This window comes from Halalkalibacter sp. AB-rgal2 (genome assembly GCF_041821005.1).
GTDB lineage: Bacteria > Bacillota > Bacilli > Bacillales > Bacillaceae_D > Halalkalibacter.
Genome location: NZ_JBGUAV010000034.1, coordinates 37,464 through 48,152 on the forward strand (window position 1 = coordinate 37,464; position 10,689 = coordinate 48,152).

Genomic DNA, 10,689 nt, shown 5'->3' on the forward strand with positions numbered 1-10,689 from the left:
CAACAATTTATTTAATTACAATATCTCCGGAGGTCGTAGTAACCGAGACTGGATATTCCCCCTCACCAATCTTACCAGAAATTTTACGATTGGAAAGCTGCTGATTTGACAAACTCGGTACAACCATTAAATCGCCAGAGGTCGTCTTTAATGATAAATCTGCATTCGCATTGGCCAAGTCTACAAGTACATCGCCTGAAATCGTTCGTAGTGCCGCTTCCTTATGCTCATTCTGAAATTCTGCCTGAATATCTCCTGAAGTCGTCTTGGCAACTAGAGCTCCCTGAATAGTTAGGATACCAATGTCTCCTGAAACTGTCTCAGCCTTCACTTCTTCTGCCAATATACTCTCTATTAAAATATCGCCAGAGGTCGTTTTGAAATCCGCTTCCGAGTCAATAGTAAGAGAATCAGCCTTTATATCACCTGATACCGTTTTTAGAACAATAGAATTTACGCTTGACGATTCACGCATGAGTATGTCACCTGAGACAGAATGAACTTCAATAGAATCCATATAATCTGCTGGAATTCTAGCAATTGCTTGCTCTTGCTGAAAAGAAAAATCAAATGATAGAAAGGCAAAGCGTTGTTCTCGTTTAACCTCTACTGTTAATGCACCATTTTGCACAGAAGAATACATATTCGTACGATTATGCTTATTTACTAACTCAACTTCAATATATGAGCTATCTGACTCTTCAATTTCCCAATCCACTGACACACCAGAAAGCTTCACCTGATTCAATTGATCCGTGGATTCCTGTAAATAGTCCCCTTCCTCATCCTTGTTCATTGTTGACCACGCTGGCCAAACAGCAGACACAACGATGATTACACCAAAGATAATTAAAGCGATCCCCAATAAAGATTTCATGATAAGTCCCCCATTCACTTAAGAAAACCGCGCAGCGGCTATTCTTACATGCGATAAAGTCGTGAGGGAAGGAAAGAAAAATACTCCAATCCCCACACGACTGTACTCATAATCTCTGTTCGTTTAATTTAGCCTTTAATTGCTTTAACTCATCCATTACTAATTGATTTACCTGAAAGGTTTCGTGCTTATGCGTCTTCCCTTGGTGTCGTTCCATTTCCGTTATTCTCTCTTCCCATCGTTCAAATGGATCTTCCTGTATTTGCGAGCGACGGATGCCTTGCTTCTCCAACTGTTCAACATGGCGTTTTGATTCAACTGCTTCCATTCGTAATAACAGATCAAGCTTACGTTCCTTTAGCTTTTGATACTTCACAAGTAACTGCTCTAATTCAGCCTTTTGTTCAACAAGCTGCTCCTCATTACGCTCAAATAAAGCATCATAACGATTTTTCTGCTCATACGCATCATGCTTGTTGTTTAATAGCTTTTTTGCTAGTTCCTCATCCTCATTTTCTAAGGCGATTTTCGCTTGCTTTTCTCGCTTCGCAATTGTTTCCTTCAACTGCTCAGCATCCTTTCTTAACGTTTCAGAAAGCTCTTGCTTCTTTTCAATTAACTGTGTCATTCGTTTTATTTCTACATTCACATCTCGCATATATTGCTTCACCATTATAACAGGATCTTCCATCTTTTCTAACCCTTCATTTACATAAGCCTTAAAAAATTGCTGAACTCGCTTTGTCATATCCATCTTTAGCATCCTCCTACTATTTCTTTTCTAATAAGCGATCGATTTCTTCATCTAATGAATCATATGTTGATTTCGAGTAATCCAAGCTTTCCTCTTCCGCTTCCTCGTCCTTATTCATATCATTTTTTGTCATAAATTGATAACCAACATAAACTAAAAACCCACCAATTAATAAACTAATGACACCTCCTATGCCTCCGAATAAAAAGCTTATTCCCAGAACAACCAGAATAATGCTAGATAATGACCAGCGTCCACGCTCTTGGTAGCGGCAGTACCCCCAATACACCAGAGCAGCTCCAATTGCAAGTCCTAGCAATCCTCCAAGATGTATTCCAATCAAGCTTAGTAGCATACTTGCTCCAATAAAAATAAGTAAAAAACCGACAAACACTTTTCCTGTTATTTTCATTGCTATGTCCTCCTTCTTGAATCTACTCTTATCATACAGGACACTCGATTTACTGTAGCCACTCTCAAGATTGTTTTTCTCTCAGACTTTAGACTGAGAGAACACTCAGTCTCTTGTCCTTTCCGTGAACTTTCATGGATCATCCTATTTTTAATGAATAATTGCGATATAATAGACTGAGCTATAAGTATTCCACACGAATATCTCGTGGAAAGTTCCCATACTCCTAATATTAAATATCAGTTTTTCAATTATTTGATTTATAAAATCGATTTGTTTTAGAATACATTTAAATGAACGTTCGTTGTATAAATGAGGAGGTTTCATAATGGAAGTTTCAATCTGGCTCGCTTTTTTTGCTGGAATTATATCTTTTTTATCACCATGTATTTTCCCACTCGTACCAGCTTACTTAGCTCAATTAACTGGTACTTCAGTTACAGATAATCAAATTCAAGTAGATCGACGTTTTATTTTTTCACGTAGTATCGGCTTCATTATCGGATTTACAACGATCTTTTTAATGCTTGGTCTATCATCAACGTTCATTGGACAGCTCTATTCAGGGAATCGTCAATTGATTGAACAGCTCGGTGGGATTATTATTGCAGTATTTGGGTTACAAATGATGGGAATCATATCAATTCGTATGCTTATGAGTGAGAAACGGTTAAATGTAAAACCAAGGAAATCAAAGAGCTTTGCTAACTCGATTTTAATTGGCTTTTTGTTTGGTACAGGCTGGTCACCATGTATAGGACTTGTCCTTTCATCGATTCTTCTTCTTGCAAGCAGTTCAGAAACAATGATGACAGGAGTTTTTATGTTATTCGTCTATTCGATTGGTCTTGGAGTTCCATTTCTCCTCGTCTCTCTTATTTGGTCAAAATCACTTGATAAAGTACGCCGCTTAAACAAATGGCTCCCTAAAATTCAAAAAGGGAGTGGTGTTATTATGGTCATATTAGGAGTTCTATTATTCACCGGACAATACAGTACGATCTCGGCCTATTTAGCCAGGTTTGTCCCATTTGGAATCTAACTAAATTGAAACATATCCATTAAGCAACTTTAACGAACAGATTACGTCATCAGCCTTACGTTTGTTTTACGATTGATGGAAAAGCACTCCTTCAATCAATTTGGAATCAAGTGGCTTACTGTAATAATATCCTTGAAGGATGTCACACTTGGATTTTTTTAGAAATGCCACTTGTTCTTTCGTTTCAACTCCTTCCGCAATAACCTTCATCTTTAGATTATGGCCTAAAGCAATGATAGTAGTGATAATATCCCGATCATCATCTACTTGTATATCTTTCACAAAAGATTGATCTACCTTTAAATGATCAATAGGAAATCGTTTTAAATAGTTTAACGAACTGAATCCTGTTCCAAAGTCATCGATTGCAATCTTCACACCTAATTTCTTTAATTCTTTGAGAATGACGATTGCCGTATCGGCATGCATCGCCATCGATTCAGTAATTTCCAATTCAAGAAAGCATGGATCTAACTGTGTTTCCTTTAAAATAGCATCTATTTTTTCAATTAAGTCTGATTGATAAAATTGACGAATAGACAGGTTCACAGATACGACAATCGGGGATAACCCTTTTTGCTGCCACTCTTTATTTTGCTTACAAGCTGCTTCATTTACTTCTACAAAACCTTCTATATTTTAATTCCTTGTTTAATGCAATAACAAAAATAGCATCATGAACGTTACGTAATACATCTATAAGTTCTTCCTTTCTCAAACGAGAATCCATGCGCACCCGATCTTCCTTATCAAATGTCATAAGAACAATCTCCCTCTATGTTGAACTTAGAATCATCATGACCAGTTTATATAGACTTCATTATATAATCATATGAAATGAGTTTATATACCCACTCTAAAATAACCATATATAAGTACAAAAACCGTAAAAAGCTCCTCACTTTTTACGGTTTCCCTCTGGATTCTTTCTTATCCTTTAACAATCTGATCCGATAACCATTCATCGCTGTTTCACCTAAAATCTCTAAAAAGCGATAATTAGCAGTTGCTCCAACAATGGCTCCAAATCCAGGGATAAGCTGTAGCATCTTAGGTAAATCAATATAATCGCGATAATCTAGTTGAAATGACTTCCAATCAACTTCTGCCAAATAGACATCCTTTGAAGGTAATTTCTCTTTTTCTTCTTCCCAATTCTCAATCCGCTCAAGTAACGCAGGTCGCTTTTCTTCACGAGCAAATGCGAGCTGAAATAAATATAGGACGAATAACCGCTCACGATAATCCCGAACATCATAGCCATAAGTTGAAGCTGTATCAAACAAAAATTTCATTTTAATACTTAATAACAGGGGAAAATCAACCATACCAAGTATAATGCCCCCAGCTCCTGTACCAGCCCCTTCAAGTGCCGCGGTTCGTTTATACGAAGTGAGAATTTCCTTGAAACTTTTATCACGTTCAGAAAGACTCAACCCTTGTTTAGGTTCTATTTTCGTTGTGTACTCTGACCCAATTAACGTAGCATGTGTCATATTTTTTATACTTGTGGTCACAAATGTATGCACCTTTTCTGGGATTAACCCATTAACCTTAGCCTGTAAACCTTTTGTATAACGCCCCATCATTGATTGACGCTTCGTCAGTTTTCGTTTCCATCGATCAAGTTCTTCGTAAACCGTTTCTTCATACACAGCGTGTCCCTCCTTTACGACTTTCTCCTTTTATGAATGAGTGTATGACTACCCATATAGCTATAGAACACACCGATCAGTAGGGCCGTAACCGTAATCAGCCACTCTGATGTAAGTAATAGAATGAATACTTGAACGGCAGTTGCCCCTAATAATAAGCGAAAGCACAGTTGCGTTAACGCCTGTCTCTTAACAGATTGTTCAATGGGATAGAGATCTACCCATAAGCTCGTATCATAATGATACCAAATCGTTGACAATTGCGTTGTAATCATATGCATAAATAACAGCATAATCGCCAGTTGTAACCAGCCAGTTGGTAAGACAGCCAATATGATCGCAAGAATAACAACTAACCGAATATAAATACCCGCATAATCATTTGCGCGTAGAAAAGTACGAGTAAATAAATAGTGGTAGACAGACGGACTCGGTTTAATCGAATGTAAGAACCATTGTAAATAACGACGTTCACGGACTTTATTTTTCAATTGAGGAACATCCGTAAAAGCATTGGCAATTCGATAGAAAAAGGTCACCATTCCACGCTCAACATCTAATAAATGCTCCCACTTAATCGTTTGTTTGTTCGCTATTTTAGCAAAATAAAAAAAGTAAAGGATCGCCATTAACGCTAGTAATGCAAGTATTAAAACCAAATCAGCACCTGAGAAAAGCAAGTAAATAAAAGCAACATTAATAACTCCACGTAAAGCAAAATGAGAATGACGTTCTATTGCATGTTGGAACCTCTGCTCCTCAAAGCTTGTTAAGACATTCCAACCTTTTACGATAATTAGCATACCTATTATATAAATAATAGGACCTGCATAACTAGAATAATTCATATATAAAGGGGATAACAGAACAAATGCAACTAGAACGAATACACTTTGAATGGCATATGAATACCATTTACAAGCTTGAAAGTAACCAGATAGCTGTGATTCATATGGTAATAGAAAAACTAGATCACCAGGCTTTACAAAAGTACGCACACCACTTCTAGTTAATAAATGCCCAAACACGAGAACATACACCCATATTGCCGGGAAGTCCGCTGGAAGCCAATGTAAAAAGAGGCTATAATAATAACTTCCAATAATAATGAGAAAGTAAACTGTAAATAGAAAACCACTGTTTCCGATTAAACGTAAATAACGAATCGCTTCATTCCAGTAAACAGTCAGCCTTTCTCGCCACAAAGTTAATCCATCTTTCATACGCGTTCTTCCTTCGTCATTTCGATATAAATATCATCCAACGTTGCATTCTTCATCCCTGTTTGCTCTTGCATTTGCTGTAAAGTACCTTCAAGTAACACTTTCCCTTCATGTAACATAACAAACCGGTCACAATAACGTTCTGCTGTCGCTAGAATGTGAGTCGACATTAAGACCGCAGCCCCTTTGGTTTTCATCGTATCTAACCAGGTTAAAAACGATTGAATGCCAATTGGATCAAGTCCAACGATCGGCTCGTCTACGATGTAAACAGGTGGTTCAACTAAAAAAGCACTCATGATCATCACTTTTTGGCGCATTCCTTTTGAAAAATGACTAGGAAACCAGTGTCTCATCTTTTCCATTCGAAATTCAGTTAATAATGTATTCGCACGTTCTTCAAACGTATCCATTTCAAGATCGTAAGCAAGTGCTGTCACTTCTAAATGCTCCCACAGCGTCAGTTCATCGTATAAAATTGGCGTTTCTGGAATATAAGCAAGTGAACGACGATATGTATGTAAATCATCTTGTAAAGTCATTCCATTCACATGAATTGTCCCTTGATCTGCTTGTAATAAACCCAGAATATGCTTAATAGTCGTGCTCTTCCCAGCCCCATTCAATCCAATTAATCCAACCATTTCAGCAGGCTCTACTGAAAATGAAATATGATGTAAAACAGGCTTTCGTGGGTGGTACCCTCCTGTTAAATCTTGAATTTGCAACCCTTTTGACATAGCGTCACCACTCCTTCCCTTCTATATTACCAAAAATGGACATATATTCTCTACTATCTTGACAAAGCTTTTGCTCTTTCGACTTGACCTCTAAGCAAGTAGTGTAGTCGCTATATCTTTTAAAATCTTGTAGTGAGTGGTTTCCTCGCCACAAGACGCGTAGCGAACGAAGCTATCGCCATATTTTTTTGATGCTTTTTGAACAGGTTTATATAGAAAGTAAGCCGAAAGATCACGCATCTTTTGGCTTACTTATTTAACCCTTTCTATAAAACAGGTGTAGGTGTCGGCTCAGGATATCCTTGTTGATACGCGTCATCCACAATTTGACGAATCTCATCAACAGACAAACCTTGATCTGTTAATACCATTGACATGTGAGCAATTTCTAAGCACACTCCACATTTTGCTCCATGGTCGTCCCAAACAACTGATTCTTCTTCGCGCTCATAAATGAAGCAATCGTAAGTATGTCGATGACCGACGAACTCTCCGCACCCACAATAGCAAGGAATATGAACGAGTACATCCTCATAATGAACGGCTCGACTGTATATATCTGCAATCGTGTCTGAATAATGATCTAAAAATTGTGGTAATTCTTCAACTGCTGTTTCTTCACGTAAATCTCCATTTATTTGATGACCGTTATGAGGAGAAGCTTTCTCTGTTTCTTCTCCATCAGTACACCCTAATAATAAGAACGTCAATGCGAATCCAATAAATATCTTCTTCATTCTATCACCTCTACGAACTCTTTCCTTCAGTATATCATTTCAAGTAGCAGACAAGTATAGCAATCCGGTGAAGCTTCACTTGCAACAGCGTCTTTAAGTCGGTATAGTGAAAGAAAAATATGGAAGGATGATCACATTGACCTACGATTCAAATTGTATTTTTTGCAAAATTATAAGAGGAGATATTCCTTCTTACAAATTGTATGAAGATGATCACGTCTACGCCTTTTTAGACATTAGCCAAGTAACGAAAGGACATACATTGATCATTCCAAAAGAACATTACAAAGATGTATTTGAGTTACCAAGCGACATCGCTAGTCACCTTTTCTCCGTTGTCCCTAAAATCGCTAACGGTTTAAAGCATGCTCTAAATCCAATAGGAATGAATATGATTAACAACAACGGTGAAAAAGCAGGACAAACCGTTTTCCATTATCACATTCACTTAATCCCCCGTTTTGGAAAAGGAGATGGCTACGGAGCTGTATGGAAAGACCATAGCTCTGAATATACACAAAATGAATTACAGCAAGCTGCAAAAGCCATTTCCACTTTTATAAAAAGCTAACGTTTGCACATTTTTTTTATGAAACTTTCGGAAAATACAAAAAACACAAAACATATTTCACTCTTTTTATGATAGGATAAAGTTAATGACGTACTATCATATTTAAGCTAAGGGAAAAAGGAGATGGATGAAAACATGGTAGCTGTTTACAATTTTAATGCTGGTCCTTCAGCATTACCTAAGGAAGTTCTTGAGCGTGCTCAGCAGGAACTAACAAATTTCTCCAATACAGGTATGTCCGTGATGGAATTAAGCCATAGAAGTAAAGAGTATGAGGCTGTTCATCAAGAAGCAATTGATCATTTGAAGGAGCTATTAAACATTCCTGATAACTATCAAATTCTCTTGCTTCAAGGTGGAGCAAGTCTACAATTTGCTATGATCCCGTTACAGTTTCTACTAGAAGGAAAAATCGGAAATTACATTTTAACAGGCTCTTGGTCAGAGAAAGCGATAAAAGAAGCTAAATTAATTGGCGAAACGTTTATCGGTGGTTCAGCAAAAGAGAATCAGTTTCGCTCAATTCCTGACATTCAATCATTGCAATATAACGAAAATGATGCTTATGTTCATCTTACATCTAATAATACGATTTTCGGCACGCAATGGCATGAATTCCCAACGATCACTCATGCCCCGTTAATTGCTGATATGTCTAGTGATATCCTTTCACGTTCGCTTAATGTCGATCAATTTGGAATTATTTATGCAGGTGCTCAGAAGAACCTTGGACCATCTGGTGTAACAGTTGCGATTGTCCGCGAAGACTTATTAGAAGCAGATGTTTCGCATGTACCAACTATGCTTCAGTACAAAACTCACTCTAATGCGAATTCTCTTTATAACACACCACCGTCTTTTTCCATCTATGTGCTAAACCAAGTTCTAAGATGGGTGAAAGAGCAAGGTGGCGTCGAGATACTCGAGAAACGAAACGAAGCTAAAGCAAAGCTTATATACGATGCAATCGATGAAAGCAATGGTTTTTATAGAGGTCATGCTGAAGAAGAAGCACGTTCGAATATGAATATTACCTTCAACCTTCCTAGCGAGGAACACAATAAAGCCTTCTTAGCAGAAGCAAAGGAACTAGGTTTTGTCGGTTTAAATGGTCACCGTTCTGTTGGCGGCTGTCGCGCTTCAACGTATAACGCTGTTCCAGTTGAAGCATGTGAAAAGCTTCGTGACTTCATGAAGTCATTCCAAGAAAAGTCATAAAGTACATGCTAGGTATCTTATAGGAGTGAACATCTCCAATAAGATACCTCCTTTTATAACATAAGTAAACAATAAATAACCATACAACCACTAATAAAAAATGTTATCACAATGTAACTAAATGAACGATAGAAAACCTTCTTACTTTCCTTTTTCTTTTCCTTTATAAGTCGAATACTTATGTATATAAGACTATAGGTTGTTAATAGAAAAATTGAAACAAACAATAACGTCAGCGCCTCCATCTGTTTTCCCTCCTTACCTATGTATATGAAGGGTGGAAAGGAAATAGACTATAGGCGAAAGACGTTCAGAAAATAGAAGGAGGGATAGAATGAACGTGAAGTCTTTATCAATCGGTCTAATTGCTGGTTCACTTATTGCAAGTGGTATCACACTATTCATCACACCGACGTCCGGTAAGGAATTACAAGCACGATACGCCAAACGATTAAAAGCCGGAAAAGGATCTTTTCAGCAACTAAAGCAACAATGCTCTGACACAACAGCCAAATTAAAACAAACCATTCACATTACAAAAGAACAAGGCCAAGAATTAGCCCATGAATCAAAAGAAATCATCGAGAACTATCGTCAGGATATCGAACCATCACTAGAACGATTGAAAAACGATATTAATAGTTTGCAACAGCAAGTAAATAACTTGAAAGATTGTGACTAAGCTGAACTTGCAAGAACAAATTAAATTTTCGAAAAGTTTGAAATAAACACATATTTACCTTTTCTTTTTCTATGAACCTTGTCATAATATAAGGAAGTTATATTGTGATAGAGATAAATAAGAAGCTAGGTTCTATTTTGGAGGAAGAGATCTATTCGTTAGGGGGAGGATTATGGAACAGTCGACAGAAAGCTCCTTAAAACAGTCCGTTATTTTTAGTCACAAAGTTGCACAATTAAGTAAAGCATTGTGGAAGTCCGTAGAGAAAGATTGGCAAAGTTGGATTAAACCATTTGATTTAAATATTAATGAGCACCATATTTTATGGATTGCCTATCACCAGGACGGTGCATCGATTTCGGATATTGCGAAGTACGGAGTGATGCACGTGTCTACCGCCTTTAATTTTTCGAAAAAACTAGAAGATAGAGGCTTGCTGCTATTTTCAAAGAAGGAAAACGATAAACGAAATACGTATGTCCAATTAACAGAGGAAGGCAAGGCTCTCTTCCTTCAAACATTGGAATGCTATCAGCCTGATACGTATGGTGTCTTTCAAGGAGCTTTACCAATCAAAGGATTGTATGGTAAATTCCCTGAATTCTCTGAAATTATGAGTATTCTTCGTCATATTTACGGAAACGAGTTTATTGATATGTTTGAAGAAACACTACAGAAATTTGATGAGAGTTTCTATGAAGAAGATGGTCAACTTCAATCAACCACAAAAGAAAAAGAATATGTAACAGAAGGAGTTTAGCTTATTAAGCTAAGCTCT

The 10,689-nt window shown here is 37.2% G+C and carries 15 protein-coding genes; 5 read left to right on the top strand and 10 right to left on the bottom strand.

The genetic code is table 11. The annotated features are described in order from the left end of the window. Nucleotides 1-7: 7 nt before the first annotated feature. The 3 genes from ACERJO_RS19230 to ACERJO_RS19240 all read right to left on the bottom strand — a co-directional run bounded on the left by ACERJO_RS19230 (nt 8) and on the right by ACERJO_RS19240 (nt 2,043). Nucleotides 8-877 (bottom strand): DUF4097 family beta strand repeat-containing protein, encoded by an 870-nt coding sequence (locus ACERJO_RS19230; protein WP_373648556.1) that lies wholly within the window; start codon nt 875-877, stop codon nt 8-10. A gap of 106 nt (nt 878-983) precedes the next feature. Next, on the bottom strand, nt 984-1,631 hold the full coding sequence (locus tag ACERJO_RS19235; RefSeq protein ID WP_373648557.1) for a PspA/IM30 family protein: 648 nt from the start codon (nt 1,629-1,631) through the stop codon (nt 984-986). Between the two features lie 16 nt (nt 1,632-1,647). Beyond that, on the bottom strand, nt 1,648-2,043 hold the full coding sequence (locus ACERJO_RS19240) for a LiaF transmembrane domain-containing protein (RefSeq protein WP_373648558.1): 396 nt from the start codon (nt 2,041-2,043) through the stop codon (nt 1,648-1,650). A 325-nt stretch (nt 2,044-2,368) separates the two neighbouring features. Between ACERJO_RS19240 and ACERJO_RS19245 the strand changes: the two genes are divergently transcribed. Beyond that, nucleotides 2,369-3,085, top strand: coding sequence for a cytochrome c biogenesis CcdA family protein (locus tag ACERJO_RS19245; RefSeq protein WP_247104516.1), 717 nt, complete (start codon nt 2,369-2,371; stop codon nt 3,083-3,085). A gap of 66 nt (nt 3,086-3,151) precedes the next feature. On the opposite strand, the gene ACERJO_RS19250 is transcribed toward ACERJO_RS19245, so the two are convergent. The 6 genes from ACERJO_RS19250 to ACERJO_RS19275 form a co-directional block, all read right to left on the bottom strand. Next, a complete protein-coding gene (locus ACERJO_RS19250) occupies nt 3,152-3,721 on the bottom strand; it encodes an EAL domain-containing protein (protein WP_373648565.1) in 570 nt (189 codons plus the stop codon). Then, nucleotides 3,696-3,845, bottom strand: a complete 150-nt coding sequence (locus tag ACERJO_RS19255; protein WP_373648559.1) for a hypothetical protein — start codon at nt 3,843-3,845, stop codon at nt 3,696-3,698. The genes ACERJO_RS19250 and ACERJO_RS19255 overlap by 26 nt, the downstream gene beginning before the upstream one ends. A gap of 145 nt (nt 3,846-3,990) precedes the next feature. Continuing rightward, nucleotides 3,991-4,740, bottom strand: coding sequence for an EcsC family protein (locus ACERJO_RS19260; RefSeq protein WP_247104490.1), 750 nt, complete (start codon nt 4,738-4,740; stop codon nt 3,991-3,993). A 14-nt stretch (nt 4,741-4,754) separates the two neighbouring features. After that, nucleotides 4,755-5,963, bottom strand: a complete 1,209-nt coding sequence (locus tag ACERJO_RS19265; protein WP_373648560.1) for an ABC transporter permease — start codon at nt 5,961-5,963, stop codon at nt 4,755-4,757. Further along, nucleotides 5,960-6,703: an ABC transporter ATP-binding protein gene (locus ACERJO_RS19270; RefSeq protein ID WP_247104492.1), complete on the bottom strand. Its 744-nt coding sequence runs from the start codon at nt 6,701-6,703 to the stop codon at nt 5,960-5,962. Before ACERJO_RS19270 ends, ACERJO_RS19265 begins: the two co-directional genes overlap by 4 nt. A gap of 266 nt (nt 6,704-6,969) precedes the next feature. Further along, nucleotides 6,970-7,440, bottom strand: coding sequence for a PCYCGC motif-containing (lipo)protein (locus ACERJO_RS19275; RefSeq protein WP_373648561.1), 471 nt, complete (start codon nt 7,438-7,440; stop codon nt 6,970-6,972). A 136-nt stretch (nt 7,441-7,576) separates the two neighbouring features. On the opposite strand from ACERJO_RS19275, the gene ACERJO_RS19280 reads away from it, so the two are divergent. Both ACERJO_RS19280 and serC read left to right on the top strand, forming a co-directional pair. After that, nucleotides 7,577-8,011 (top strand): HIT family protein, encoded by a 435-nt coding sequence (locus tag ACERJO_RS19280; protein ID WP_373648562.1) that lies wholly within the window; start codon nt 7,577-7,579, stop codon nt 8,009-8,011. A gap of 135 nt (nt 8,012-8,146) precedes the next feature. Beyond that, the gene (gene serC, locus ACERJO_RS19285; protein WP_373648566.1) at nt 8,147-9,229 is read left to right on the top strand and encodes a 3-phosphoserine/phosphohydroxythreonine transaminase; all 1,083 of its coding nucleotides are present in this window, start codon (nt 8,147-8,149) and stop codon (nt 9,227-9,229) included. Nucleotides 9,230-9,282: 53 nt separating this feature from the next. Here the strand turns inward: serC and ACERJO_RS19290 are convergent, their stop codons facing one another. Then, nucleotides 9,283-9,474 carry a hypothetical protein gene (locus ACERJO_RS19290; RefSeq protein ID WP_247104496.1) on the bottom strand — a complete coding sequence of 64 codons (192 nt, stop codon included), beginning with the start codon at nt 9,472-9,474 and terminating at the stop codon, nt 9,283-9,285. An 89-nt stretch (nt 9,475-9,563) separates the two neighbouring features. Here ACERJO_RS19290 and ACERJO_RS19295 point away from each other — a divergent pair, with 89 nt between their 5' ends. Then, entirely contained in the window at nt 9,564-9,911 is a 348-nt protein-coding gene (locus tag ACERJO_RS19295) for a YtxH domain-containing protein (protein WP_247104497.1), read from the top strand. 172 nt (nt 9,912-10,083) lie between these two features. Further along, complete coding sequence (locus ACERJO_RS19300) at nt 10,084-10,671, top strand: HTH-type transcriptional regulator Hpr (protein WP_373648563.1); 588 nt, start codon at nt 10,084-10,086, stop codon at nt 10,669-10,671. The last annotated feature ends 18 nt before the right edge of the window (nt 10,672-10,689 follow it).

Coding starts and splice junctions, on each gene's coding strand:
- ACERJO_RS19235 (WP_373648557.1), bottom strand. CDS start 1,631: ATGGATATGACAAAGCGAGTTCAGCAATTTTTTAAGGCTTATGTAAAT.
- ACERJO_RS19255 (WP_373648559.1), bottom strand. CDS start 3,845: ATGACATTTGATAAGGAAGATCGGGTGCGCATGGATTCTCGTTTGAGA.
- ACERJO_RS19270 (WP_247104492.1), bottom strand. CDS start 6,703: ATGTCAAAAGGGTTGCAAATTCAAGATTTAACAGGAGGGTACCACCCA.
- ACERJO_RS19295 (WP_247104497.1), top strand. CDS start 9,564: ATGAACGTGAAGTCTTTATCAATCGGTCTAATTGCTGGTTCACTTATT.
- ACERJO_RS19265 (WP_373648560.1), bottom strand. CDS start 5,963: ATGAAAGATGGATTAACTTTGTGGCGAGAAAGGCTGACTGTTTACTGG.
- ACERJO_RS19230 (WP_373648556.1), bottom strand. CDS start 877: ATGAAATCTTTATTGGGGATCGCTTTAATTATCTTTGGTGTAATCATC.
- ACERJO_RS19290 (WP_247104496.1), bottom strand. CDS start 9,474: ATGGAGGCGCTGACGTTATTGTTTGTTTCAATTTTTCTATTAACAACC.
- ACERJO_RS19275 (WP_373648561.1), bottom strand. CDS start 7,440: ATGAAGAAGATATTTATTGGATTCGCATTGACGTTCTTATTATTAGGG.
- serC (WP_373648566.1), top strand. CDS start 8,147: ATGGTAGCTGTTTACAATTTTAATGCTGGTCCTTCAGCATTACCTAAG.
- ACERJO_RS19300 (WP_373648563.1), top strand. CDS start 10,084: ATGGAACAGTCGACAGAAAGCTCCTTAAAACAGTCCGTTATTTTTAGT.
- ACERJO_RS19240 (WP_373648558.1), bottom strand. CDS start 2,043: ATGAAAATAACAGGAAAAGTGTTTGTCGGTTTTTTACTTATTTTTATT.